The organism is Vulcaniibacterium tengchongense (assembly GCF_003814555.1).
GTDB lineage: Bacteria > Pseudomonadota > Gammaproteobacteria > Xanthomonadales > Xanthomonadaceae > Vulcaniibacterium > Vulcaniibacterium tengchongense.
Window position 1 is genome coordinate 819,302 of the sequence record NZ_RKQN01000001.1, and the last position, 25,609, is coordinate 844,910.

Consider the following 25,609-nt stretch of genomic DNA (forward strand, 5'->3'; position numbering starts at 1 on the left):
GGAGGAGCGGGACGAGGCGTTGCGGTCCGCGGCGGCGTCCGCCTCCAACGCGCCGGCGGCTGCCTCCGGCCGCTGCAGGCGAAGGACGCCGGGACCGCGGGATGGCTGATGGCAGGCGCCGTCGTGCGCATCGGCCCCCCCGTGGCGCGCCTCAAGCGAACCGCGCCTTCGGCAATCCGAGCCATTCCAGCGCGGTGCCGTGGTAAAGCCGCGCCTGCTCGGCCTCGGACAGGCCGAGCGCGGCGATGCCGGCGCCGGGCTCCTGCTCGCCGAGCGGGAACGGGTAGTCGGTGCCCAGCATCACCCGCTCGGTGCCGCAGGTGTCGAGCAGGTAACGCAGCGCGCGCGGGTCCGCCACCCAGGAGTCGAAGTACAGCTGCCTGAGGTACTCGCGCGGATTGCGCGGGTTGTCGGTGGCGACCAGATCCGGGCGCATGTTGAAGCCGTGCTCGATGCGGCCGATGGTGTAGGGGAAGGCGCCGCCGCCGTGGGCCAGGCACACCTTGAGCGCGGGCAGGCGTTCGAGCACGCCGCCGAAGATCAGGCAGCAGGCCGCGCGCGCCTGCTCGGCGGGCATCCCCACCAGCCACGGCAGCCAGTACTTCGGCATCGACGCCGCGCCCATCATGTCCCAGGGGTGGACCAGGATCGCCGCGCCCAGTTCGGCCGCGGCCTGGAAGAAGTCGAACAGCTCCGGCGCGTCCAGGTTCCAGTCGTTGACGTGGCTGCCGATCTGCACGCCCTGCAGGCCGAGCTGGTCCATGCAGCGCTCCAGTTCCTGGATCGCCAGCCGCGGCGACTGCAGCGGCACGGTGCCGATGCCGGCGTAGTGCCGAGGGAAGTCGCGGCAGGCCTGGGCCATGTGCTCGTTGAGCGCCTGGTGCAGCTCCAGCGCGTGGTGCGGCTTGGCCCAGTAGCAGAACATCACCGGCACGGTGCTGATCACCTGCACCTGCACGCCGAAGCGGGCGTAGTCGTCGATGCGTTCCTGCGGGTCCCAGGTCTTGGACCAGATCTCGCGGAAGAACTTGCCGTCCTTGTAGATGCGGTGGCGGCCGTCCTCGGTGTGGTGGATCACCGGGAAGCGGTCGTCGCCGTACTTGCGCGCGAGGTTGGGCCAGTCGCGCGGCAGATAGTGGGCGTGGGTGTCGATCTTGAGCACGAGGACCGGGGTGCGCCTGTTTGGGCCGATTCTAGACGACCCGGCCGGCGCGGCGCGGCCGCATGGGCCGCCGGGTACCCGCGCGCAGTCGCGGACGCGCCGCATGGCGCGTCGCGGCCCCGTTCCTGGCGGCCGGCCGCGGCGCGCGGCCGACGCACGCCGGCGGGCTACGCCGCCGCGCGCATCTCGCGGAATATCCCGAGCAGGTCGGCCACCCGGTAGGGCTTGGCGACGAAGCGGCAGCCCTCGGGGATGCCTTCCAGCCAGGACTCCGAATAGCCGGAGGCGAGCACGATCCGCAGGTCCGGGCGCTCCGTCAACGCCTGCTTGGCGAGGGCGACGCCGGACATGCCGCCGGGCATCACCACGTCCGCGAACAGCAGGTCGATGTCGCGGTGCTGCTGCAGCAGGGCGACGGCTTCGGCCCCGGTGCCGGCGGTGAGCACGTCGAACCCGGCCTCGCGCAGCGACTCCTCGACCACTTCGCGGATGGTGAGGTCGTCGTCGACCATCAGGATCCGCATCCGCGCCTGCTTCGCCGCGCGCGTTTCCGAACGCAACGCCGGCAGGTGCAGGGCGACCGTGGTGCCGCGCCCGGGCGCGCTCTGGATGTCGATCCTGCCGCCGGACTGGGTGGCGAAGCCGTACACCTGGCTCAGGCCCAGGCCGCTGCCCTGGCCGATTTCCTTGGTGGTGAAGAACGGCTCGGCGGCGCGCGAGGCCACGTCCGGGGTCATGCCGACGCCGGTGTCGACGATCGCGACCACGACCTCCTCGCCGTCCTCGCGCGAATCGCACCGGGTCTCGATCCGCAGCCGGCCGCCGTCCGGCATCGCGTCGCGCGCGTTGATGACCAGGTTGAGCAGCGCCGCCTCGAATTGCGGCGCGTCGATCGAGACCTGCGGCAGATCCCGGCCGAGCGCGAATTCGACCTCGATGGTCTCGTCGCAGGCGCGGCGCAGCACCGCCTCGGTCGCCTGGATCAGCGCGTTGATGTCGTGCGCCTTGGGCTTGAGCCACTGCCCGCGCGAGAACGCGAGCAGTTGCCGGGTCAGCAGCGCGCCGCGGTCGGCGGCGCGCTGCGCGGCCTCGGCGGAGCGGCGGATGCGCTCGATGTCGCGCTCGCCGAGGATGCGGTCGAGGCTGTTGGCGATCACCGTCAGCAGGTTGTTGAAGTCGTGCGCCAGGCCGTAGGTGAGCTGGCCGATCGCCTCCATCTTCTGCGACTGCATGAAGGCGCGCTGCGCTTCTTCCAGCGCCTGCTGCGCCTGGCGCCGCTCGGTGATGTCGCGGGTGACCTTGGCGAAGCCGATCAGGTGCCCGTCCGCCCAGACCGGGTCGACCACCACGTGCGCCCAGAAGCGCGTGCCGTCCTTGCGCACCCGCCAGCCTTCGCGCTCGTAGCGGCCGGTTTCGGCGGCGGTCAGCAGGGCGTGCTCGGGCTCGCCGTTGGCCGCGTCCTCCGGCGTGTAGAACATCGAGAAGTGGCGGCCGAGCACTTCCTCCGGAGCGTAGCCCTTGATCCGCTGCCCGCCGGTGTTCCAGGTGACGATGCGCCCGGTGGCGTCGAGCATGTAGATGGCATAGTCGATCACGCTCTGCACCAGCAGCTCCAGCTGGCGGGTCTGATCGAGCAGGGGCAGGGGAATCGAATCGGCCGTGCCGCGGTTCGACGCGGCGGACGGGGAGAGGAGGGTCATGCGGGTCTCCGGCGGAGCATCTGTCCAGAATGCGATGGCGGTGTGAAGGACGTGTGGATGCACGGCCTGGGGCTTCGCTCCTCGCGCTGGCGCGACAGCGCGAGGGAAGGGTAGGCCGGACCCGTGCGGGCGTCGAGCCGGAGGCGGGGGCGCAAGACCTGCGCCGCCGCGGCCCGCGCGGGCGTTGCCGCGCCCATGAACCCGTTCATGCCCGCGCCCGACGTGCGGCTCGTCGCCGCGGGATCAGCCCTCCCGCGCCGCGTACTTTTCCGGCGCGGGGTTCAGGTGTCCGCAGTTGCCGCAGGTGCGGTGTTCGCGCGACGAATAGAAGCGCTCGAACACCGGCGGGAAATCGCGCTCGATGTCGCGCAGCGGGAAGAACTCCTCGTAGAGCTTGTGGTTGCAGCGCTCGCAGTACCACAGCAGCCCGTCCTTCTCGTGCGGCAGGCGCCGGCGCTCGATCACCAGGCCCACCGAGCCCGGCATCCGCTGCGGCGAATGCGGCACGCGCGGCGGCAGCAGGAAGATCTCGCCGGCCCGGATCGGGATCTCGCGCACCGCGCCTTCGTCCTGCACGCGCAGCACCATCTCGCCCTCGAGCTGGTAGAACCACTCCGGGCCCTCGTCCCAGTGGTAGTCGGTGCGCCGGTTCGGGCCGCCGACCACCATCACGATGAAGTCGCCGTCGTAGACGCACTTGTTGCCGACCGGGGGCTTGAGCAGGTGGCGATGCTCCTCGATCCAGGCCTGCAGGTTGAGCGGATTGGGCAGCATGTTCGGTTTCTCCCCCTCTCCCGCTCGCGGGAGAGGGCCGGGTGAGGGCGAGCGGGTCGCGCGCGGCCCCCCGCGCTAACTCTCTCCCGCAAGCGGGAGAGGGGGCTGGACGCGGGCCACGCATTTGAGCTCGATCGCGATCGGCGTCGGCAGCGCGGCGATGCCCAGCGTGGTCCGGCACGGCGCGGTCGCGGGATCGGGGAAGTGCTCGGCCCAGATCGCGTTGTAGGCCGTGAAGTCGCGCGCCATGTCGGTCAGGTAGACGGTGACGTCGACCAGATCCTCCCAGCGCGCGCCGCTGGCTTCCAGCACCGCGCGCACGTTGGCGAACACCGCGCGGGTCTGCGCGGCGATGTCGTAGCGCTTGAGCCGGCCGTCGGCGTGGTACTCGTTGCCGGGAATGGCGTCGTCGCGCGGGTCGCGCGGGCCGATGCCGGACAGGAACAGCAGGTCGCCGACCCGGCGCGCGTGCGGGTACGCCCCGACCGGGCGCGGCGCCGCGTCGGTGCGGATCGCGCTCACCGCGGCGAGTCCCCGCCGCTGGCCTCGACCCGCGCCACCGCGGCGGCGTAGCGCTCGGCGAGCTTGTCGTAGGCGTCCACGTCGATGCCCAGGTCGTGCACCAGGCCGTTGCGCAGGCTGTAGACCCAGCCGTGCACCGACAGCGCCTGCCCGCGCGCCCAGGCGTCGCGGACGATTGTGCTCATGCAGACGTTCTGCACCTGCTCGATCACGTTGAGCTCGCATAGGCGGTCGTGGCGTTCGCTCTCGTGGGCGTGGTGCAGGCAGCCGTCGTGCTTGTCGGCCACGTCGGCGACGTGGCGCAGCCAGTTGTCGGCCAGGCCGACGCGGGTGCCGTGCAGCGCCGCGTGCACGCCGCCGCAGCCGTAGTGGCCGACCACCAGGATGTGCTTGACCTTGAGCACGTCCACCGCGAACTGGATCACCGACAGGCAGTTCAGGTCGGTATGCACCACCACGTTGGCGACGTTGCGGTGGACGAACACCTCGCCCGGCGCCATGTCGATGATCTGGTTGGCGGGCACGCGCGAATCGGAGCAGCCGATCCACAGGTACTCGGGCGCCTGCTGCAGCGACAGCCGGCGGAAGAAGCCGGGGTCCTCGCGCTGCACGCGCTCGGACCACTCGCGGTTCTTTTGCAGCAATTCGGAAAGGGAACTCATGCGGGCTCGGGGTCTCTCATTGCAGATGCAGGCCGACGTTCTTGGCCTCGGTGAAGAAGCGCATGGCCTCGACGCCGCCCTCGCGGCCCAGGCCGGACGCGCCGGTGCCGCCGAACGGCGTGCGCAGGTCGCGTTGCAGCCAGGTGTTGACCCAGACCATGCCCACGCGCAGGCGCGCGGCGAGGCGATGGGCGCGGTCGAGGTCGCGCGTCCACAGCGAGGCGACCAGGCCGTAATCGCAGGCGTTGGCCAACGCAAGCGCCTGGTCGTCGTCGTCGAACGGCTGCAGCGTGACCACGGGGCCGAAGATCTCGTCGCGGTTGGTCGCGCAGTCCGGGCCGAGGCCTTCGATCACCGTCGGCGCGACGAACCAGCCCGGCCGCGCCAACGCGCTGCCGCCGCACAGGATGCGCCCGCCCTCGGCGCGGGCGCGCTCCAGCGCCGCGGTCACCTTGTCGAAGTGCGCCTGCGAGACCAGCGGCCCGAGCTGCGCGTCGGTGTCCATCGGGTCGCCGACGCGCAGCGCCAGCGCGCGCTCGACCAGCGCGTCGCGGAATTCGGCGTAGATGCGCCGCTCCACCAGCATGCGCGAGCCGCACAGGCAGATCTGCCCGCTGTTCTGGAAAGCCGAGCGCACCAGCAGGTCGAGATGGTCGCGCCAGCGGCTGTCGGCGAACACCAGGGTGGGGTTCTTGCCGCCCAGCTCCAGCGAGACCTTCTTCAACAGCGGCCCGGCGAGGCCCGCGATGCGGCGGCCGACCGCGGTGCTGCCGGTGAACGAGACCGCCTTGACCCGCGGATCGGCGACCAGCGGTTCGCCCACGGCGGCGCCGGGCCCATGGACGATGTTGAGCGCGCCCCGGGGAAAGCCGATCTCCGCGGCCAGTTCGCCGAACATGGCCGCGGTCGCCGGCGTCACCTCCGACGGCTTGGCCACGACCGCGTTGCCGGCGGCCAGCGCGGGGGCGATCTTCCAGGTGAGCAGGTACAGCGGCAGGTTCCAGGGCGAGATCGTCGCCACCGTGCCGAGCGGCTGGCGCAGGGTGTAGTTGAGCCCGGCCTGGCCGTGGTGGGACTCGCTGGCGAACTGGGTCGCGGCGTGGGCGAAGAAGCGCAGGTTGCTGACCGCGCGCGGGATCTCGACCTCCCGCGCGAGCCTGATCGGCTTGCCGCCGTCGCGCGATTCGGCATGGGCGAAGTCGTCCAGGCGCGCCTCCAGCGCGTCGGCGAGCTTCTCCAGCCAGCGCGCCCGTTCGCCGTTGGGCAGCGCGGACCACGCCGGGAACGCGGCCTCGGCGGCGGCGATCGCCGCCTCCACATCGCCGGCATCGCCATCGGCCACCTCGGCGTAGGGCTTGCCCTGCGCCGGATCGAAGACTTCGCGCCAGCGGCCCGAAGCGGGCTCCCGCGGCTCCCCGGCGATGAAGTGGCGAAAACGCATGGAGCTAGCTTAACAGCGCGGCCGTGCCGTTCCGATGCGTATGGTCGCCCGCGCTGCGCCAGCGGGCGCAACGCCGACGCAACGGGAAACCCGCGCGCGGAGCGCAGCCAGGGGGGGGCTGGCGCGACACGCCAATACGTCTTGCGGGCCTTCGGCGGCCTCCTTGCCGGAGGCCGCGCCAGCCATTCCCCCACGGCTACGCGGCGCGGCGTGCCGGCACAGGCCGAAAAAGCCCGAAACGGCCCTCCCGCTGCGTTCGGTGCGGCGGGGTCGCCGCGGCTCGGGGCTCGGCGTTCGAGCCGCCGGCGCTTCTCGGCCGCGCCGCTTCGGGCGGCGACCGTGTTTCCAGCGAGATCCGCGTGCGTTTCAGAGCGAGCGCGTGCGGCCGCCGTCCACCGGCAGATTGATCCCGGTGATGTACGAGGCCGCCGGCGAGCACAGGAACGCGATCGCCGCCGCCGTTTCCTCGGGCCGGGCGAAGCGGCGCATCGGGATCTCGGCAACCATCCTTTCGTACACCTCCTCGCGGCTGCGGCCGGTCTTGGCCGCGGCGTTGTCGATGATCTGCTCGATCCGCGGCGTTTCGGTCGAGCCCGGCAGCACGTTGTTGACCGTGATGCCCTTGGGCGCAAGCTCGGTGGCCAGGGTCTTGGCCCAGGCCGCCACCGCCCAGCGCGTGGCGTTGGACACGCCCAGCCCCTGCAGCGGTTCCTTCACCGAAGTCGAGATCACGTTGACGATGCGGCCGTAGCCCGCGCGCTCCATCCCCGGCACGACGGCGGCGGCCAGCACGTGGTTGGCGACCAGGTGCTGGCGCCAGGCCGCCTCGAAGGCCGCGACCTCGGCGCCGAACACCGGCCCCGGCGGCGGGCCGCCGCTGTTGTTGACCAGTATCTGGACCGGGCGTTGCCCGGCCAGCGCCTCGACCTTGCCGCGCAGCGCCCCGGTGTCGCCCGCGTCGGCGGCGATCCAGCCGTGCGCCTGGCCCGATCGCACCGGCAACTCGCCGGCCAGTTCGCGCAGGCGCTCCTCGCGCCGCGCCAGCAGGGTCACGCTGGCGCCCAGGGAGGCCAGCGCGCGCGCGGTGGCCAGGCCGATCCCCTGGCTGGCGCCGCAGACCAGGGCATGCTTGCCGGAAAGGTCGAGGTCCACGATCAGTCTCCTGCGTCGGGAGCCAGGCGCGCGGACATCAGCCGGGCGACTTCGCGGCCGTCCTCGCGCGCCTGCCCGGCGAGCCGCTCGGCCACCGCCCTCCGGTTGGCGTGCGGGTGGTTCTGGCTCAGCTTGAACTTCAATTCGATGCGTTCGGCGACGAAGCGGAAGCCGACGATGCCGCGCAGCTGGCGGCGGTGGTCGTCGCGTTCGGGCTCGAATCGCCAGTCGCCGCCGGCTTCGGGCTCGAAGCGTCGGCTCAGCGCGTCCACCAATTCGGCGAGCGCCGCTTCGTCGTCGAAGGTCCGCAGCGTGCCGTGCAGGTGCGCGACCGCGTAGTTCCAGGTCGGCACGCGCGCGGCGGCCTCCTTGTCCGGATACCAGCCGGGCGAGACGTAGGCGTGCGGGCCGTGGAAGATCGCCAGCGCCGGCCCGGCGTGCAGGGCCTGCGGGTTCGGCCGCGCCCAGTGGCCGTGCAACGCCACCTGGCCGCCCTCGCGGCGGTAGAGCACCGGCAGGTGGCTGACGCACGGCGCGCCGTCGCGCACGGTAACCAGGGTGACGAAGCTGTCGCGCGCGGCCAGCGCGTCCAGCGCGGCGAGATCGTTCTCGGCGAAGGCGCGCGGCAGGTACATGTCAGTGCCGCGTCGGCAGTTTCTGCACCATCTGGCCGCGCAGCCGCTCGGGATCGTCGCCCTGCGGCGGCACCAGTTCCCCAAGGGCGAAGCCGCGCGCCTGCGCGTCGTCCTCGTCGAGCCCGTCCAGGGCCACGAATTCGGCATCCATCAGCGCGGCGCGCGCGCTGTCCTCGCTGTCGTAGGGCAGGGTGTTGCCGTCGCTGTCGAAGACCTCGGCGGTGCCGGCCTCGCGCAGGCGCAGGCGCGCCCAGATCACGGTGCGGCCGATCGTGGCCAGCCACCATTCGTCGCGGGTGCGGCCCTCGCCGCCGGGGTTGTCGCTCATGAGGTCACCATCGCAAACAGGGTCAGCAGGCCGGCGCAGCCGAGCCCGCCGATCGTCGTCCAGAGCGCGACCCGGGCGGGCGTGGCCAGCCCGTCGAGGTTGCGGTCGCCGGCCGCGCGGTAGCCGCCGCGCAGCAGCCACGCCCAGGCCGCCGGCCGGGCGAACGCGCCGGGCCCGAGCCGCGTCTGCAGCGCAGGCTGGCGGTCGCGGATATGCACCAGCGACAGCGGCCAGAAGATCAGGAACGCGCAGAAGCCGGCGATCGCGACACCGACGAAGCACAGGGCGAAGAACAGGATCATGGTGCGTGTATTCGCTTCGTCACGGCCCGGCACAGTCTAACAGCGTGGCCCCGTCCCGGCGGACGTGCCGCTGCGTCGCGTTTTGACTTCCGCTAGCGGGGCGAGATACGGTCCGAGGCGCCACGTGCACGATGGCACAAGGAGGCGTCATGAATCGGCCATTGCGGGTTTCGTTCGCGGCATTGGTCCTGCTCGCTTCAGGCGCTCACGGGGCTGCCAAGCCCGGAGCGCAAGGCGAGAGTATCCCCCACCAAGCTTCGAGATCGGCCGAACCGGCCGATCCGCAGTTCGCGGGCCGGTCCCGGCCCAGGTCCGTCGTATGCTCCCTGATCCGGGATCAGCAGAGTTGCCGGCTGAATTCCGCTTGCCGGTGGGTCGATGGCAGGTGCGTCGACGAGTAGTCCCCTGGATCGCGATGCCTCCGCGAACGCAGGCATCGTCCTCGTAGGTCAGAACTCCGCGCTGCCCGGCGCGCGCGGGTAGGGGATCGCGTCGCGGATGTTGCTGAGGCCGCAGACGTAGACCACCAGGCGCTCGAAGCCCAGGCCGAAGCCGGCGTGCGGCACGGTGCCGTAGCGGCGGAAGTCGCGGTACCACTGGTACTGCGCCGCGTCCAGGCCGAACTGGGCCATGCGCGCGTCGAGCAGGTCCAGCCGCTCCTCGCGCTGGCTGCCGCCGATGATCTCGCCGATCCCCGGCGCCAGCACGTCCATCGCGGCGACGGTCTTGCCGTCGTCGTTCAGGCGCATGTAGAAGGCCTTGATGTGCTCGGGGTAGTTGGTCACCACCACCGGACGGCCGACGTGCTCTTCGGTCAGCCAGCGCTCGTGCTCGGTCTGCAGGTCCAGGCCCCATTCGACCGGGAACTCGAACTTCCTGTTCGCGCGCTGCAGCAGGGCGATCGCGTCGGTGTACTCGATCCGCTCGAACGGCGCGTTGACGAACGCCTCCAGCCGGCTGATCGCGTCCTTCTGCACGCGCTGGGCGATGAAGGCCATGTCGTCGGCGCGCTCGGCCAGCACCGCGCGGAACAGGTACTTGAGGAAGTCCTCGGCCACCCGCGCGTCCTCGGCCAGGTCGGCGAAGGCGATCTCCGGCTCCACCATCCAGAACTCGGCCAGGTGGCGGGTGGTGTGACTGTTCTCGGCCCGGAAGGTCGGGCCGAAGGTGTAGACCTTGCTCAGCGCCAGGGCGTAGGCCTCGACGTTGAGCTGGCCGGACACGGTGAGGAAGGTCTCCTTGCCGAAGAAGTCGCGCGCGAAGTCGATCCCGCCCTCGGCGGTGCGCGGCAGGTTGGCCAGGTCGAGCGTGGAGACCCGGAACATCTGCCCGGCGCCCTCGGCGTCGGAGGTGGTGATGATCGGCGTGCTGATCCAGTAGAAGCCGTTCTCGTGGAAGTAGCGGTGCACCGCCTTGGCCAGGCAGTCGCGGATGCGGGTGACCGCGCCGAACAGGTTGGTGCGCGGGCGCAGGTGGGCGACCTCGCGCAGGAACTCCAGGGTGTGCGGCTTGGGCTGGATCGGGTAGGTTTCCGGGTCGTCGACCCACCCGACGACCGCGAGCTTCTCGGCCTGGATCTCGAACGCCTGGCCCTGGCCCTGGGAGGGCACCAGGGTGCCGGTGGCGATCACCGCGCAGCCGGTGGTGAGACGCTTCACTTCCGACTCGTAGTTCGGCAGGGTCGCCGGCGCGACCACCTGGATCGGCGCGAAGCAGGAGCCGTCGCCGACGTTGACGAAGCTCAGCCCGGCCTTGGAATCGCGCCGGGTGCGCACCCAGCCGCGGACCGTGACTTCGCCGCCCGCCGGGATCTTGCCCGCGAGCGCCTGTTCGACGCTGACCACCGTCATGCCTTGAATTCCTTGCCGTTCGGACCGATATGGGAACCGACGAGTTTACCTAAGCCCCCGCACCCCGTCGCTATAATTCGCCGCAGCAGCATCCGGAGTCCCGCATGGCCGTCACCCTCGCTCCCGCCGCCCTCGAGCGCGTCCGCCGTTACATGGACGAGACCCCCGGCGCCCTCGGCCTGCGCTTCGGCGTGACCCGCACCGGCTGCTCGGGCTGGCAGTACAAGGCGGACCTGGCGCGCGAGCAGCGCGCGGACGACACCGTGTTCGAGCAGGAGGGCGTGCGCATCTACGTCGACGCGCTCAGCCTGCCGCTGGTGGACGGCACCGTGATCGACCTGGTCAAGCAGCGCCTGGGCGAGCAGTTCCTGTTCCGCAACCCCAACGTCACCGCCGAGTGCGGCTGCGGCGAGAGCTTCACCACCGACGCCGACGCGGCCTGAGGTTTCGTTTTCCCTCGCCGCGGCGACAGCCCGCGAGGCGCCGGCGCGGCGCCGATCGGGGTCCGGCCCGGGCCGGGCGGCATAACCGCACCTTCCGCGATCCGGTGCCTCTGCCCGACGACAGGCCGGCCGAGCCGCCGGCCAACTTCCGCCATACGGCCATCGCCCCGCACCGCGGCTAGACTCGGGCCTTCTGCCCGAGGGGAGTCGCTCGCATGTTCCGTCCCGTATTGCTCGCCGCGGCGATAGCCGCCTGCCTCGCCGCGCCGCTGCCGTCGGCCGCCGCCCAAGACGCGCGCGCCGCCGAGACGCCCGCCCGCAACGCCGCCACGGAAGCGCTCCACCGCCTGTTCGAGGAAGAGTGGGAGCGCAGCATGCGCGAAAACCCCGAGGAGGCGAGTTGGCGCGGCGACAAGCGCTACAACGACCGCTGGAGCGACCTGAGCCCGGCCGCGATCCAGGCGCGCATGGAGGGCGACCGCAAGGCGCTGCAGCGCTTGCGCGCGATCGACCGCAGTGTCCTGTCCGAAAGCGACAAGCTGCACTACGACGTGTTCGCCTGGGACCTGGAGAAGGCGGTCGAGCGGCAGAAGTTCCGCGAATACCTGCGGCCGGTCAGCCAGCGCGGCGGCATCCAGAACGCCGAGGAGATCACCGAGGTGCTGCCGTTCGCGACGGCCAAGGACTATCGCGACTGGCTGGCGCGGATGCGGGCGCTGCCCACCCTGATCGAGCAGACCACCGCGTTGCTGCGCGAGGGCGCGGCCACCGGCAACACCCCGCCGCGGGTGCTGATGCAGCGCGTGACCGGGCAGCTCCAGGCGCAGCTGGTCGACGATCCGGCCAAGAGCCCGTTCTACAAGCCTTTCGCCAAGTTCCCGGACGCGGTCCCGCCGGCCGAGCGCGCCGCGCTGCAGGCCGAGGCGCAGCAGGTGATCCGCGAGCGGATCGTGCCGGCCTACCGCCGGTTCGCGGCGTTCTTCGCCGACGACTACCTGCCCAGGACCCGCGAATCGATCGCCGCGGCCGACCTGCCCGACGGCAAGGCCTACTACGACTTCGTCGCCCGCTACTTCACCACCACCGACCTCAGCGCGGACGAGATCCACCAGATCGGCCTGAAGGAAGTGGCGCGGATCCGCGCCGAGATGGAGAAGGTCAAGGCCGAGGTCGGCTTCCGGGGCACGCTGCAGCAGTTCTTCGAGCATCTGCGCACCGACCCGAAATTCTTCTACAAGACGCCGGAAGAGTTGCTCACCGCCTACCGGGCGCTGTCCAAGCGGATCGACCCGGAGCTGGTCAAGGTGTTCAAGACCATCCCGCGCCTGCCGTACGGGGTGCGGCCGATCCCGGACAACATCGCGCCGGACACCACCACCGCGTACTACCAGCCCGGCGCCGTCGACGGCAGCCGCGCCGGCTACTACTACGTCAACCTGTACAAGCCCGAGGTCCGGCCGAAGTGGGAGATGATGGCGCTGAGCCTGCACGAGGCCGTGCCGGGCCACCACTTCCAGTTCGCCCGCGGCATGGAATTGCCGGACGTGCCGATGTTCCGCCGGGTCGGCTACTTCGTCGCCTACGGCGAGGGCTGGGGCCTGTATGCCGAACGCCTGGGCTACGACATGGGCCTGTACGACGACCCCTACGACCGCATGGGCCAGCTGGCCTACGACATGTGGCGGGCGGTGCGGCTGGTGGTCGACACCGGCATGCACAGCAAGGGCTGGAGCCGCGACCGGGCGATCGAGTTCTTCATGGACAACTCGCCCAAGACCCGCCAGGACGTGGTCAACGAGATCGACCGCTACATCGGCTGGCCCGGCCAGGCGCTGGCCTACAAGATCGGCCAGCTGAAGATCTCCGAGCTGCGCGAGAAGGCCCATCGCGAGCTCGGCGACCGCTTCGACCTGCGCGAATTCAACGACGCGGTGCTGGAGACCGGCTCGGTGCCGCTGCAGGCGCTGGAGAAGCACATCGACGCCTGGATCGAGGGCAAGCGCGGCAACCGGGCCGGGCCGGCCCGCGGCTGAGGCCGCCCGGGATCGCCGGGGGGCCGCCGCCGCTCGCCTCCGGCGCGACGGGGCAGGGGCGACGACGCCGACGGCGGCGGGCGCCCGCGTGCGGCCGGGACCGCCCGCCCGGCCCCGGGGCGGAAGCCCCCGGCCCGGCGGCCGCCGGCGCGCGCCTGGCCGGGGACGCCGCGGCGCCCGCCGCGCGAATTGCACGCAACCCCTTGTCCTGCCATAATTTCCAGCTTCCGCGGGCCCCGGCCCGTGGAAACCTTGCTCCACCGTCGCCCGCTCCGGGCCGCGGGGGGCTGATCCGGTCCGCGCCGGCGGGCCATCATCCACAAGGGAAACCGCAATGCGTCATTACGAAATCGTGTTCCTGGTCCATCCGGACCAGAGCGAGCAGGTGCCGGCCATGATCGAGCGCTACAAGGCGGCGATCGAGGGCAGCGAGGGCAAGATCCACCGTCTCGAGGACTGGGGCCGCCGCCAGCTGGCCTATCCGATCGAGAACCTGGTCAAGGCCCACTACGTGCTGATGAACATCGAGTGCGGCCAGGCCGTGCTCAACGAGCTGGTCGACAACTTCCGCTTCAACGACGCGGTGCTGCGCCACCTGGTCATCAAGCGCGACGGTCCGGAGACCGAGCAGTCGCTGATCATGAAGTTCAAGGACGAGAAGAGCGACAAGCCCGAGCGCAGCGAGCGCCGCCGCCGCGACGAGGAGGCCGAGGCCCCCAGCGACGACAACGCCGCCGACGACAACGCCGAAGCCGCCTGATCACGCTTTCTAGGAACGCGCACCCATGTCCAAGTTTTTCCGCCGCCGCAAGTTCTGCAAGTTCACCGCCGAGGGCGTCAAGGAGATCGACTACAAGGATCTCAACACCCTGCGCCAGTACCTCACCGAGACCGGCAAGATCGTGCCGAGCCGCGTGACCGGCACCAAGTCGAAGTACCAGCGCCAGCTGGCGACCGCGGTCAAGCGCGCGCGCTACCTGGCCCTGATCCCGTACACCGACAACCACAACGCGTAAGCGAGGCGTGCGGCGGCCCCGCCGCCGCATGGGGACCCCGGAACGGGCACGGGCTTCCGCTCGTTCCTCTTCGCCGGCTCCTCGTTCCTCGCCCTCTCCGTCTTCGGACAGCTACCGCTGCGGCGCGCCGCGTCGCTAACGAAGGAGCAATTCCATGCAAGTCATCCTGCTGCAGAACGTGCAGAACCTCGGCAAGCTCGGCGACAAGGTCAACGTCAAGCCGGGCTACGGCCGCAACTACCTGGTCCCGTACGGCAAGGCCGTGCCGGCGACCGAGGCCAACCTCGCCGAGTTCGAGGCGCGCCGCGCCGAGTACGAGGCCAAGGCCAAGGCCGCGCTGGACGCCGCCGAGGCGCGCAAGGCCGCGCTCGACGGCTTCACCGTGACCATCGGCGCCAACGCCTCCACCGAAGGCAAGCTGTACGGCTCGATCACCCCGCGCGACATCGCCGAGGCGCTGACCCAGCAGTCCGGGCAGAAGGTCGAGAAGTCGGAAGTGGTGCTGGGCGAAGGCCCGCTGCGCCGCGCCGGCGAGCACGACGTGACCCTCCACCTGCACGCCGACGTGGAAGTCACCGTCAAGGTCGTGGTGGTCGCCGAGACCGTCTGACGCTTCCGCCGTAGAACGGAAAAGGCGCCGCTAGCGGCGCCTTTTCCTTTTGCCTGCCTGCGATCCGCGGGCCTGCCGGCCGCACCGGCGGACGCTAGGACCCGAGTCCGTGCTCGCGCGCGTAGGCGTACAGCTCGGCATCGCTGGTGATGCCGAGCTTGCGCATGGCGTCGCCCTTCTGGCGACTGATCGTGGTGACGCTGCGGTGGAGCCGCTCGGCGATCTGGGTCACGGTGAGGCCGCTGGCGAGCAGGCGCACCACTTCGGTTTCGCGCGGCGACAGCCGGACTTCGCCGTAGCCGGCCGTGCTGCCCTCGGCCTCCTCGATCTTCTGCCGCAACGAGGCGCTGAAATACGGACGCCCCCTCGCCGCGGACTGGATCGCGGCCGGCAGTTCCTCCATCGCCGCGCCTTTCTCGACCAGCCCGAGCACGCCGGCCGCGGCCACGCGCCGCAGCGTGGCCGGGTTGTTCATCATCGTCAGCAGCACGATGGGCAGGTCGGGGAACTGGCGCCGCAGCAGGCCGATCATGCTGTAGCCGTCGACCTGCCGGCTGCCCGGCATGGCGAAGTCGGTGATCAGCACGTCGCAGGGGGTGGCGGCCAGCACCGCCATCAGTTCGTCCGGATTGGCCGCTTCGGCCACGACCCGGCCGACGCCGCTGGATTCGATGACGGCGCGCACCCCCATCACGACCACGGGGTGATCATCGGCGAGGACGACGCGAAGGCTCATGGCGAGGAGTAGTATCCGGCATGGTCGGACGAATCGGCGGGGGATGGAGGACCTGATGGAGTCGGTTGGCTTGCGCCGCCCCGCGCTCTTGCTGCTGTGGCCTTTGCTGTTGTGGCTGTGCCTGGGAACGGTCGCGTCGCTGGCGGCGGACGAGACGATCCTGCCCTCGCTGGATACCGCCGAGCGCGCTTGGCTCCGCGCACATCCTACGCTAACCGTGGGCGTTTCCGACAAGGGGTGGGCGCCGTTCGAGACCGTGGAGAAGGGCGAGGTCGGCGGCCTGGGGCACGATTACCTGCGGGAAGCGGCCGAGCGCCTGGGGGTGCGATTGCGCTTCCGGTTCTTCCCCGACTGGGGCGGCGTGATGCGGGCGCTGTGCGCCGGCGAGATCGACGTGGCGGTGAACGTGTCGTTCACCGCCGACCGCACGCGCTGCGTGATCTATTCCGACCCCTACCTGGACGTGCCTTCGGTCGTGGTCGGCCGCCGCGACGATGCGCGCCTGCTCGCGCCGGGCGGCCTGGCCGGCCTGCGGGTCGCGGTGGAGAAAGGCTTCGTCACCGCCGCCGCGCTCGCGGTGCGCTATCCGAGCGTCACGGTGGTGGAGGCCGCGGACACCCGCGCGGCGTTGCGCAGCGTCGCCACGGGCGAAGCCGACGCCTACGTCGGCAATCCGTATGCGGTCTCGCGCGTGCTGCAGGCGGAGGGACTGGGCGGGGTCGCGATCGTGCGCCTGAGCGACCTGGCCACCAATACCCTGCATTTCGCCGTACCCAACCGCAACGAGCCCCTGGTCGGCGCGCTCGACAAGGCGTTGCGCGCCATCCCGGCGGAAACCCGAAAGGCGATCCGGGCGCGCTGGTTGCCGGAGCAGGTCCCGTGGGCGCCGTTGCGCTACGCCTGGATGAGCGAGGCCGACCGCGCCTGGCTGTCGGCGTTGCCGCCCCTGCGCCTGGGCTTCGCGCCCGACCGCGCCCCGGTTTCCTACGTCGATGCGGAGCAACGCCGCCACGGCATCAGCGAGGAATACCTGTCGATGCTGGAGGAACTCGGCGTGCGGTTCCGCCGCATCGACGCCCCCACCCGCGAGGCGATGCAGCGGGAACTGGAGCAGGGCCGGGTCGACGTCTACGTGGGCAAGGCGGGCGAAGTCCGCGAGGACGACCCGCGCTGGGTGGCGAGCCGGCCGTTCGCCACCATCCCGTTCGTGATCGTGTCGCGCGCGGAGGCCAGCCCGGTGTACGGCCTGCGCGACCTCGATGGCCTGCGCGTGGGCACCTTCAATGCCCCGGCGATCGCCGCGCAGGTGCGTGCGCAGGCGCCGCGGGCGCGGCTGGCCCGCGTCGCCAGCGCGGAAGAGGGCCTGGAGCGGCTGCGCGAAGGCGATCTCGACGCCTACGTGGACAACCTGGCCGTGGTCGACAACCTGATCCGCAGCAAGTTTCCGGGCGACCTGCGGGTGGCCGCGCCGACGGGCGTGGACGACACGCTGGTGCTCGTGGCCAAGCGCGACTACGCGCGCCTGATCGAGGTGTTCGACCGCATCCTCGGCGACCTGAGCGAGCGCGACCGCCAGCGCATCCGCGACGAATGGCTGTCGGTGGAATACGCTTCCGGCGTCGACTGGCGGCGCCTGCTGCGGGTGCTGGTCCCGATCGGGCTGATCCTGCTCACGGCGGGCTTCGTGCACGGCGTCGGCCACGTGCGCCTGCGGCGCGAGGTGGCGCAGCGCCGCCTGGCCGAGCGGCGCCTGGCCGAGGTCACCGACAACCTGCCGGCCGTGGTCTACCGCTTCGAGTTCGGCCCGGACGGCAAGCCGTCGTTCCCGTTCATCGCCGGCGACATGCGCTCGCTGTTCGGGATCGACGTCGAGCAGGCGATGGCCGACGAACGCCGCCTGTTCGCGCGCGTGCACGAGGAGGACCGGCCGCGCCTGCTCGCCGAGGTGGAGCGCGCGGCGCGCGCGTTCGCGCCGATCGAGATCGAGTTCCGCGCGCGCGCCGAGGGCGGCTGGCGCTGGGTGCGCTCGCGCGGCATGCCGCACCGCGCGGAGAACGGCAACCCGGGCTGGAGCGGCTACTGGATCGACGTCACCGCCGCGCACGAGCAGGCCGTGGCCCTGGCCGAAGCGACCCGCGCGGCCGAACGCGCCGCCGCGGTCAAGGCCGAGTTCCTGGCGACGATGAGCCACGAGATCCGCACGCCGATGAGCGGCGTGCTGGGCATGCTCGAGCGCCTCGGCCATACCCGGCTCGATGCCGAGCAGCGGCGCGTGCTCGGCACCATCGACGACTCGGCGCAGATGCTGCGGCAGATCCTCGACGACATCCTCGACTACTCCAAGATCGAGGCCGGGGCGATGCACCTGGAGTCGGCGCCGGTGGACCTGCGCGCCGTGGCCGACAACGTGCTGACCCTGGTCGCGCCGCTCGCGCACGGCAAGGGCCTGCGCCTGCGCAGCCGGGTCGCGCCGCGGCTGGCGGCGGAACTCGCCGGCGACGGCGTGCGCCTGCGCCAGGTGCTGTTCAACCTGCTCAGCAACGCGATCAAGTTCACCGAAACCGGCGAGGTCGCGCTGCGCATCGAGGTGCTCGGCGAACGCGACGGGCGGCAGCGCCTGCGCCTGAGCGTGAGCGATACCGGCATCGGCATCTCCCGCGAGCGGCAGGAGAAGCTGTTCCGGCCGTTCTCGCAGGCGGAAAGCTGGACCGCGCGCCGCTACGGCGGCACCGGCCTGGGCCTGAGCATCTGCCGGCGCCTGATCGACCTGATGGACGGCGAACTGCGCCTGCACAGCGAGCTCGGGCGCGGCACCCGGGTCGAGGCCGAGGTGGAGCTGGCGGTGCTGAGGCCGTCGCGGCCCGACCCGCGCCTGGCGGGCGGCGTGGCGCGCATCGGCCTGCGCGACGCGGCGGTCGCCGACGCGCTGGCCGATTGGCTGCAGGGCCTGCACCTGGGCCTGGTCGCGGCCGATGCCGCGCCGCCGGCGGACGCGATCGAATTCATCGACGAGCGCGATGCGGTGGAGACGCCGGCGACCGTCCGCACCGTGCTGGTCACCGAGGATCCGCTGGCGCTGGTGGACGGCGCGCGCGAGCGCGGCCTGCGGCTGAGCTGCAATCCGCTGCTCGGCTCGGAAGTGGCGCGGGCGTGCCTGCGCGCGCTCGACGCCGACGGCGCGCCGCCGCGCGAGGCGGACGAGCCGGCCGCCGGGACCGCATTGCCGGCGATGGACGGCTACCGGGTCCTGGTCGCCGAGGACCATCCGACCAACCAGGAGCTGATCCGGTGGCGGCTGCAGCAGCTCGGCCTGGCCTGCGACATCGTCGACGACGGCCGCGCCGCGCTGGCCGCGCTCGAGCGCGGCGGCTACGACCTGCTGATCACCGACGTGCGCATGCCGCACATGGACGGCTACGAGCTGACCCGGGAGATCCGGCGGCGCGAGCGCGACGGCGCGCACCTGCCGGTGATCGCGCTCACCGCCGGCGCCTTGGCCGAGGAGACGCGGCAGTGCTTCGAGGCCGGCATGGACGCCTACCTGACCAAGCCGGTGCGGTTCCAGCAATTGCGCGAAGCGGTGCAGCGCTGGATTCCGCTGGGCGGCGCCGAGCCGCCCGCGGACGCGGCCCCCGGCGGCGTCGACATGGACAAGCTCCAGCGCGTCTACGGCTCCCAGGACATGGTGCGGCGCATGCTCGAGAGCTTCGCGGCGACCACCCGCAAGGACCTGGACAGCCTGCAGGCCGCGATCGACGCCGGCGACGCCGGGCGCGTCCGCGACTGCCTGCACCGCATCGCCGGCGCATTGCGCATCTTCGATGCGAACGAACTGGCGGACGAGGCCGCGCGCCTGCTCGACGCCGTCGGAACCGACGGCGCCGCGGCGCAACAGCAGGCGTTGCAGCGCTTCGGCGGGCGCATGGGCGCGTACATCGAATGCCTGACCGCGCAGGCGGCGTCCTGACGGCCGCGCGAGCCGGCTCCGCCGCGCCGCGGGGGCGTGCGGCGCCGGCGCGTGCCGGCCGGCCGGTCCGCGCGGCCGCGCGCGCGGCCGTTCCCGTCGCGAAAGCCGGCCGGGCTCGCGCGGTTTCGTAGTTCTTGCATGGGGCGGGGCGCGCGCGCCGGCCATGCTGTCGCCCACGCCGGCCCGCCGGCGAGACCTGCGACAGGAGACCGCCCATGAACGCCGCGATCCCGTTCGAGCGCCGCGCCCGACTCCATTCCGAAACCGCGTCCGCCGTGCCGGAGCTGCGCCTGCGCCAGCGCATCGAGGACAGCCTGCGCGAGGCGCTGCGCGCGGACGCCGACGTGCTGATCCCGCTGCTCGCCCGCGCGCTGGAGGCGCACATGGCGCTCGGCGGGACGACGCCGGAGCCGCACCGGCAGCGGCGGGACGACAGCCTGGACCAGGTCCAGATGCTGATCTCGCTGGAACTGTACCGCCCTGGCCGCGAGGCCGGGTGCGCGCAGGCGGCGTGAGGCCGGGCGGGCCTTTTGCAATTTGTTGCATTCCCGGCCCGCCGCGGCTGGCGAACAATGCCCGTCCCGCTGCGAGGGCCGTGGACTTACGCGCCAACGGATGGCGCCGCAGCGGGTAGGCGAACGGCCGTGCCCGGAGCAGCGCTCCCCTCCACTCCGGGCACGGCCGGACGCCGCTTCCGCGAGTCGCCGCCGCGATACGCGAGCGCGGCGCCGCAGTAATTGGCCGCCCGCCTGCGGCGCCCAAGGCGCGCGCCGCCCGCTGGCCGCGGTCGCAGGACCGTTTCCGGCGCCGTGCCGACCGCTCGAACGCGCACAGCGACAGCACCGCTGCGCGGCCAGCGACGGGCCGGGATCGCACAAACCCTCGCGCGACCATCGCAGTTGCCAGTCGCGTCCCAGGGCGCTCTGCGCCGCGCGCCGCGGCGCACCACAGGCGACTGCACGACACGAGGTATCGCATGACCATGAAGCTGAAGTCTCTCTCCCTTGCCGTCCTGGGCGCCTGCGCGTTCGCTCCTGCGGCGTTCGCCCAGGACGACGCCGGCGCCTCGGGCGGCAAGCATTTCTCCGTCGTCGGCGGCTACGCCCTGATGCAGCCGGACTCCGATCCGATCGAAGGCTCGCGCACCGACTTCGACGGCGGCACCATGCCGACCCTGTCGCTGGCCTGGAACGCCAACGACCACTGGGGCGTCGAGCTGTGGGGCGCGGTCGACAAGGCCGACTACCGCGTGCGCGGCGACGCCGGCAAGATCGGCAGCGTCGGCCACCAGCCGGTGGCGATCAGCGGCCAGTACCACTTCGGCCGGGTCGACGCGCCGTTCCGCCCGTTCGTGGGCCTGGGCTACTTCCAGGCCAAGACCCGCGACGCCGGCATCGCCGTCGAGCCGCTGCAGCAGGTGCCGGAGTTCGACAAGCAGAAGGGCGGCATCGTCACCCTGGGCGTGGACATGAACATCAGCCCGCGCTGGTTCGCCCGCGTCGACGCGCGCTACATGAAGGCCAACGCCGAGATCCGCAACTTCGTCGAGCACGGCGAGACCAATCCGCACGACAAGCTCGAGGCGAACTTCGACCCGTGGACGATCGGCGCCGGCGTCGGCGTTCGCTTCTGATCCATCGTCGCCCCAGTCAGGCGAACGAACGCGCCCGGGCTCATGCCCGGGCGTTTTTTCTTGGTTGATGCCGGGCCGTTTCGGACCAGACGGGGGCCCCGGGGCGAAGCCCGCGCGGAAGAGCGGGACCGCGGATCGCAGGCCCCATCCTGGGGGGGCGACGGCGACAGCCTCGGCCAGGCGCGGATGGACGTGCCGGCGGGGCAGGCCGGGGCACCGGTACGCCGGCTTGCCCCGTGCCTGTGGACCGCCATGTGCCCGCCGCGCGGTTTGGGCGCGGCGGGGTCGCCGTGGCCGTTCATCATCACGGCGCCGTGCACGCCCCGGAGGCTGCGAGATGCGAAGCCGCCGCGTCGCGCCGGACGGTGCAGACGTTCGCGCGGCAGTCCGCCGACGCGGGCAGCCGCCGCCACTACGCCTCAGCGCACCTGGCGCGAGTGCGCCCGATCACATCTGGCGGCTCGGCCCCCGCTCCCGCAGCCGCCGGTCGGACCTCCGCTTGCCCGCGGCAGTCGCTTACGGGCCGTCGCGGCCCTTGGAACTCCAGACGCGGCCCGGACGGGGCGCCGGTCATCCGTATCGACCGCCCGGACGAAAACGGCCGGCTCGATCCGAGCCGGCCGTTCGCAGCCGCAGCAGGCGGGTCTGCGTCAGTTGTAGGCCATCGTGAAGGTGGCCCGTCCTCGCACCAGGCCCGGCGTCACCGTTCCGGTGCCGGTTCGGATCATCGCCGCGCGCAGCGGGATGGTCACCGTGCCCCCGGTAGTGGTGCCGTGCTGCCATTGTCCGGCATTGCCGATGCTGGCCGAGTCGGCGCCGAAACTCACGGGCGTGAAGTTGCCCCCGCTGCTGCGCTCGATGCGGATGCCCACGCCCTGCGCGGTCGAGTCGCCGGTCAGGCTGAGCACGTTGCTGCGGTTGGCGGGCTGGTTGTTGTCGGTCAGGGTGACGTAGACCCGGCGCTGGCCGCCGCCGGAGCCGCCGCTGCAGTTCAGGACGATGTTGAAGTTCTGGTAGGGGGTGATGCCGTCGGCGTCGGTCAGGTCACTGGCCGGGTGCTGGCCGAGCGGCACATCGCGCGTCCAATTGCTGACCGCGCACGTCGGTGCGACAGGCGGCGGCTTGTAGGTCAGGGTGATGGAGTAGTAGGTAAGGTAATTCTTGTGCGCGCCGGGTTGATAGAAGTCGATTCCCCCGACGTAGTGGTAGGAGGACAGGCTGGCTCCGTCCGGCGTGTTGGCGACCTTGATGATCTCGAGCTCGAGCGTGCCCGGGAGGGAGCCGCGGCCGCTGAATTCGCTGCTGTAGGTCGCGATCCGATGGTAGCTGTTGTCGTCGGGGGACTGGCCGCAGCACTTCACCAGGGTGCCGTTGTAGCGCAGTCGATAGCCGACGTGAGTCCGTTCCGGGGAGCTGTAGCTGTATTTCGGCCAATACCAGGTATAGGAATGGCCGGGGACCGGCGCGGGCGAGTTGACGGAATTGGCGAAGACGCCCAAGACGTTGGTGCGTATGTCGTACGCGGTCCTTTTGCACGAATAGGTCTGGCCGATGTTGTTGCTCAACGTCACCCTGGCCAGCACGGTGCCTATCGGCGTGTTCGCGCTTTCGTTTATGGTGATGGGGTAATTCACCAGCCGCGCCGATCCATTGCCCGACCAGTCGCCGTAGCAATTGATCGCCTGCGCATGCGCGGCAGGGGCCAAGGCGAACCATAACAGCCCGCCCAAGCAGAGCGCCGCGCCCCGCAGCGGCGCGGACGTGCGGGTGCTGCCGAAGAGTTCCATCGTCGTTTCTCCGTTCATTGTGCGGGCGCCAAGCATCGGCCCGGCACCGGCGCGGTCGGCTCGGTCCCGGCCAGATCGTAGTCGATCGCGCACTGTTGGTCGTTCCACTTCACGGTCAGACGCCCACGCTCCTGGATGCCGCGTACCCACAGGCGGCTGGCCTGTCCGACCACGCCGACCGGGTTGCCGGCCTCATCGAACACGTCCGCGCCGAACGGCAGCGGTTCGCCGTCTTCGCGGTGCGCCTCGATCAACGCGCTACGGCCGGTCTCGGTCTTCAGCGCCAGCTTGACCACCGCGCCGGCGCGCGGCGCGATCTTGGCCGTGGTTTCTTTCAGCTCCACGTCCAGCGGCAGACCCTTCGGGTCCACCGTCACCTCGTTGAGCCGGTACGGCGTGAGGTAGGGCACCACGGCATAGCCCTCGTGGTTGGTGCGCAGCCCGATGTTGCTGCTCACGCGCGCGTTCGCCGCACCGGGCACGTGCAGCAGGCCGATCGTCTCGCCGAGCTGCTGGGCGAAGCCCACGCCGCCAGCATGCACGACCACGCCGCCGGAAGCGCCCACCGACAGTTGGCGGGAATCGCCCACTTGGCTGTAGCCGGCCGAGAGGACCGCGTTGGAGGCCTTGTAGCTCAGGCTGCCGTTGTACGCGGCGTCCTGCCCCTCGGTGCGGCTGGCCGACGCGCCGTAGCTGAGCGCGCGCGCTTCGCCGATCGTGCCGCTCACGCCCAGGCGCGCGTTGTCGGCGCTCCTGCGCGCATCGGAGTAGCTGGCGTTGAGGTTCGGCGCGCGCGGGGTGCGGCCCAGCGGCATCGCGATGGTGAGGCTGACGACGGTGTCCTGGCGGCCAGTGGGGTCCGGCCGGCCGTCGGCGCCGCCGCCGAAGCTTTCCAGCGTGCGCTGCGCGGACAGGCTGTAGTTCGCCGGGCCGACACTGTTGCTGTAGCCCACGCTGAAGCTGGTGGTGCGCTGGCGGCGGTTCCAGTAATCGCTGCTGCTGCCGACCAGGAACAGCGAACCGCCGCGCTCGCCCAACGCCTGGCTGACGTTCACGTCCACGCGGCTGCGCTGGCGAGCCACCTCGTCGAAGCCGATGCCGGTGGCCAGGTTGTCGCGCAGGCGAAGGCCGTCGTTCAGGCTCAGGTAGCCGTCGGTGGAGTAGCGGTAGGCCGCGACGGAGAAGTTGGTGCCGCTGTTTGGCAGGAACTTGCTGTAGGTGAGCCGCGCCGACTGGCCGCGCATGTCGCGGCCGTAGCCCTCGACGCCCGCGCCGGGCAGGCGCGTGCGGGAGAAGGTGACGTCGCCGGAAACCGCGCCCCAGCGGGTGTTGTACGCGCCGCCCAGCAGCAACGCACCGTAGCCTTCGGACAGGGTGGTGCCGGCGTAGCCGGTGAAGGCGTTGCTCAAGCCGCGTTGCCAGGTCGCTTCCAGCATCGTCGGCTCGCCGTTCTTCAGGCTGTTGTCGCGCACCTGGCCGGCGACGAGGCCGAAGCGGTTCTGCCCCTCGCGCAGCAGCTGCGGCACCGCGGCGAACGGCACGACGAAGCGCTGCTCGCGCCCGTCGGCCTCGGTCACCGTCACGTCGAGGTCGCCGCCGAAGTTGGTGTCGTACAGATCATCGATCTCGAACGGCCCGGGCGCCACCGTGGTCTCGTAGATCACGTGATCGCGCTGGCGGACGGTGACCTTGGCGTTGGTCTGGGCCACGCCGCGCACCACCGGCGCATAGCCGCGCCGCGAGTCCGGCAGCATGCGGTCGTCGCTGGTCACGGCGATGCCGCGAAAGCCGATGCCCTCGAAGAGATCGCCGCGGGTGAAGGATTCGCCCACGGTCAGCTGCGCCCGCAGGCCGGTCAGGTCGTGCTGCGCGTAGGTGTTGTTGGCCTGGTAGTCGCCGTGGCCGTCGTTGCGGACGTAGTAGCCGTTGTGGCGCAGCCGCCAACCGCCGACGTTGAGCCCGGCGTTGAGGCCAAGGTAGGAGCTGGCGCTGTTCCGGCCGTTGCGGCGCGACTGCTGGTGGCCGAAGTTGTAGCCGAGCGTGGCCGCATCGATGCCGGCGTCCCACAGTTCCGGACTCACCCAGCCGCGCGCGCTGCGGCTCAGGTACAGCTGCGGGATCGACACGTCCAGCCTCAACTCCCCGGAGTCGAACTGCGCGCTGGCGTCGGGCAGGTAGAGGCCGATGTCTTCGCAGAATTCGCCTTCGGGCAGCGCGCGAATCGAGGTGTCCCCGGCTTGGGAGCGTTGGCGCACGTAGTCCTCGAGCTTGGCGAAGTCCACGCCCATATCGACGAGCAGTTCGCGGCTCAGGCACAGGCGCGCTTCGCCGCTGGCGTCGCGGGCGGCGAAACGGATGTCGCGGCGGCCGACCCAGCGGTCGTTGACGCGCACGTCGGCGCGGTATTGCCCCGGCAGCACGGCATTGCCCTGCTCGAAGCGGGACAGGTCGAGATCCTGCGCGCCCGATCCGGCCAGGAAGCTAGGGTCGAATTCGACTCGCGGCGCGGACCATGCGGTGCCGACGTGCAGCGCCAGCAAGGCCGACGCCAGCGCATACGCCAACGGGTGCGGCTGCGGGGCGGAGAAGGTCGAAACAGCGGTGGACGGACTGTGCGTCATCGAGTCGGTTTTTTTCTTCGCAGCCGCGCCGTTCGCGTGCAGGCACGGAAATGGCGACCTTCGGGTGGGAACTCATTGTTCGGGAAGGGAATCCCGGGGGTAATGCAACAACTACGAAACAGCCCCCCGTGCTCCAGGGCGCAGGCGCACTCACCCGCCGGCGCGCTGCGCGAGCGCGGGCGACGGTGCGCCTGGCGGCGCGCCGGCATTTGCAGGCGAAGAGAACGGGCGTCCG

At 71.3% G+C, this 25,609-nt stretch carries 22 protein-coding genes and 1 pseudogene; 8 read left to right on the forward strand and 15 right to left on the reverse strand.

The genetic code is table 11. From position 1 onward, the window contains the following. Window positions 1–151 precede the first annotated feature (151 nt). The 12 genes and pseudogenes from EDC50_RS03710 to asnS form a co-directional block, all read right to left on the reverse strand. Entirely contained in the window at window positions 152–1,162 is a 1,011-nt protein-coding gene (locus EDC50_RS03710; RefSeq protein WP_123769097.1) for an amidohydrolase family protein, read from the reverse strand. A gap of 167 nt (window positions 1,163–1,329) precedes the next feature. Then, entirely contained in the window at window positions 1,330–1,686 is a 357-nt protein-coding gene (locus tag EDC50_RS16605) for a response regulator (RefSeq protein WP_342352324.1), read from the reverse strand. A 33-nt stretch (window positions 1,687–1,719) separates the two neighbouring features. Further along, a pseudogene (locus tag EDC50_RS03715) lies at window positions 1,720–2,862 on the reverse strand (PAS domain S-box protein); the annotation flags it as partial. Between the two features lie 243 nt (window positions 2,863–3,105). Further along, window positions 3,106–3,636 carry a 3-hydroxyanthranilate 3,4-dioxygenase gene (locus tag EDC50_RS03720; protein ID WP_123769099.1) on the reverse strand — a complete coding sequence of 177 codons (531 nt, stop codon included), beginning with the start codon at window positions 3,634–3,636 and terminating at the stop codon, window positions 3,106–3,108. A 75-nt stretch (window positions 3,637–3,711) separates the two neighbouring features. Beyond that, the gene (locus tag EDC50_RS03725) at window positions 3,712–4,158 is read right to left on the reverse strand and encodes a RidA family protein (protein ID WP_123769100.1); all 447 of its coding nucleotides are present in this window, start codon (window positions 4,156–4,158) and stop codon (window positions 3,712–3,714) included. Continuing rightward, window positions 4,155–4,820, reverse strand: coding sequence for a carbonate dehydratase (can, locus tag EDC50_RS03730; RefSeq protein ID WP_123769101.1), 666 nt, complete (start codon window positions 4,818–4,820; stop codon window positions 4,155–4,157). The genes EDC50_RS03725 and can overlap by 4 nt, the downstream gene beginning before the upstream one ends. 16 nt (window positions 4,821–4,836) lie before the next feature. Beyond that, window positions 4,837–6,261: an aldehyde dehydrogenase gene (locus tag EDC50_RS03735; RefSeq protein ID WP_123769102.1), complete on the reverse strand. Its 1,425-nt coding sequence runs from the start codon at window positions 6,259–6,261 to the stop codon at window positions 4,837–4,839. A gap of 366 nt (window positions 6,262–6,627) precedes the next feature. Beyond that, the gene (locus tag EDC50_RS03740; RefSeq protein ID WP_123769103.1) at window positions 6,628–7,413 is read right to left on the reverse strand and encodes an SDR family oxidoreductase; all 786 of its coding nucleotides are present in this window, start codon (window positions 7,411–7,413) and stop codon (window positions 6,628–6,630) included. A gap of 2 nt (window positions 7,414–7,415) precedes the next feature. Beyond that, window positions 7,416–8,048, reverse strand: coding sequence for an FMN-binding negative transcriptional regulator (locus tag EDC50_RS03745; protein WP_123769104.1), 633 nt, complete (start codon window positions 8,046–8,048; stop codon window positions 7,416–7,418). Window position 8,049: 1 nt separating this feature from the next. Next, entirely contained in the window at window positions 8,050–8,376 is a 327-nt protein-coding gene (locus EDC50_RS03750; RefSeq protein WP_123769105.1) for a hypothetical protein, read from the reverse strand. After that, on the reverse strand, window positions 8,373–8,678 hold the full coding sequence (locus tag EDC50_RS03755) for a hypothetical protein (protein ID WP_123769106.1): 306 nt from the start codon (window positions 8,676–8,678) through the stop codon (window positions 8,373–8,375). Before EDC50_RS03755 ends, EDC50_RS03750 begins: the two co-directional genes overlap by 4 nt. A 449-nt stretch (window positions 8,679–9,127) precedes the next feature. Then, complete coding sequence (gene asnS / locus EDC50_RS03760) at window positions 9,128–10,528, reverse strand: asparagine--tRNA ligase (protein ID WP_123769107.1); 1,401 nt, start codon at window positions 10,526–10,528, stop codon at window positions 9,128–9,130. 104 nt (window positions 10,529–10,632) lie between these two features. Here asnS and EDC50_RS03765 point away from each other — a divergent pair, with 104 nt between their 5' ends. From EDC50_RS03765 to rplI, 5 genes are all read left to right on the forward strand, one after another. Next, window positions 10,633–10,971, forward strand: a complete 339-nt coding sequence (locus EDC50_RS03765) for a HesB/IscA family protein (protein WP_123769108.1) — start codon at window positions 10,633–10,635, stop codon at window positions 10,969–10,971. A gap of 215 nt (window positions 10,972–11,186) precedes the next feature. Then, window positions 11,187–13,004: a DUF885 domain-containing protein gene (locus EDC50_RS03770; protein WP_123769109.1), complete on the forward strand. Its 1,818-nt coding sequence runs from the start codon at window positions 11,187–11,189 to the stop codon at window positions 13,002–13,004. A gap of 334 nt (window positions 13,005–13,338) precedes the next feature. Next, on the forward strand, window positions 13,339–13,764 hold the full coding sequence (gene rpsF, locus EDC50_RS03775) for a 30S ribosomal protein S6 (protein ID WP_123769110.1): 426 nt from the start codon (window positions 13,339–13,341) through the stop codon (window positions 13,762–13,764). Between the two features lie 25 nt (window positions 13,765–13,789). After that, window positions 13,790–14,020, forward strand: coding sequence for a 30S ribosomal protein S18 (gene rpsR, locus EDC50_RS03780; RefSeq protein WP_123769111.1), 231 nt, complete (start codon window positions 13,790–13,792; stop codon window positions 14,018–14,020). A 154-nt stretch (window positions 14,021–14,174) separates the two neighbouring features. Continuing rightward, on the forward strand, window positions 14,175–14,630 hold the full coding sequence (gene rplI, locus EDC50_RS03785) for a 50S ribosomal protein L9 (RefSeq protein ID WP_123769112.1): 456 nt from the start codon (window positions 14,175–14,177) through the stop codon (window positions 14,628–14,630). A 94-nt stretch (window positions 14,631–14,724) separates the two neighbouring features. Here the strand turns inward: rplI and EDC50_RS03790 are convergent, their stop codons facing one another. Beyond that, on the reverse strand, window positions 14,725–15,366 hold the full coding sequence (locus EDC50_RS03790; RefSeq protein WP_123769113.1) for a response regulator: 642 nt from the start codon (window positions 15,364–15,366) through the stop codon (window positions 14,725–14,727). Between the two features lie 55 nt (window positions 15,367–15,421). On the opposite strand from EDC50_RS03790, the gene EDC50_RS03795 reads away from it, so the two are divergent. The 3 genes from EDC50_RS03795 to EDC50_RS03805 all read left to right on the forward strand — a co-directional run bounded on the left by EDC50_RS03795 (window position 15,422) and on the right by EDC50_RS03805 (window position 20,966). Beyond that, window positions 15,422–19,333 (forward strand): ATP-binding protein, encoded by a 3,912-nt coding sequence (locus tag EDC50_RS03795; protein ID WP_158635755.1) that lies wholly within the window; start codon window positions 15,422–15,424, stop codon window positions 19,331–19,333. 215 nt (window positions 19,334–19,548) lie between these two features. After that, a complete protein-coding gene (locus tag EDC50_RS03800) occupies window positions 19,549–19,848 on the forward strand; it encodes a hypothetical protein (protein WP_123769115.1) in 300 nt (99 codons plus the stop codon). A gap of 467 nt (window positions 19,849–20,315) precedes the next feature. After that, window positions 20,316–20,966, forward strand: a complete 651-nt coding sequence (locus EDC50_RS03805) for an OmpW/AlkL family protein (RefSeq protein WP_123769626.1) — start codon at window positions 20,316–20,318, stop codon at window positions 20,964–20,966. 650 nt (window positions 20,967–21,616) lie between these two features. Here EDC50_RS03805 and EDC50_RS03810 read toward each other — a convergent pair. Together EDC50_RS03810 and EDC50_RS03815 are read right to left on the reverse strand one after the other, a co-directional pair. Continuing rightward, window positions 21,617–22,753, reverse strand: a complete 1,137-nt coding sequence (locus EDC50_RS03810) for a fimbrial protein (protein WP_158635654.1) — start codon at window positions 22,751–22,753, stop codon at window positions 21,617–21,619. 14 nt (window positions 22,754–22,767) lie between these two features. Then, complete coding sequence (locus EDC50_RS03815; protein WP_123769117.1) at window positions 22,768–25,374, reverse strand: fimbria/pilus outer membrane usher protein; 2,607 nt, start codon at window positions 25,372–25,374, stop codon at window positions 22,768–22,770. Window positions 25,375–25,609 lie beyond the last annotated feature (235 nt).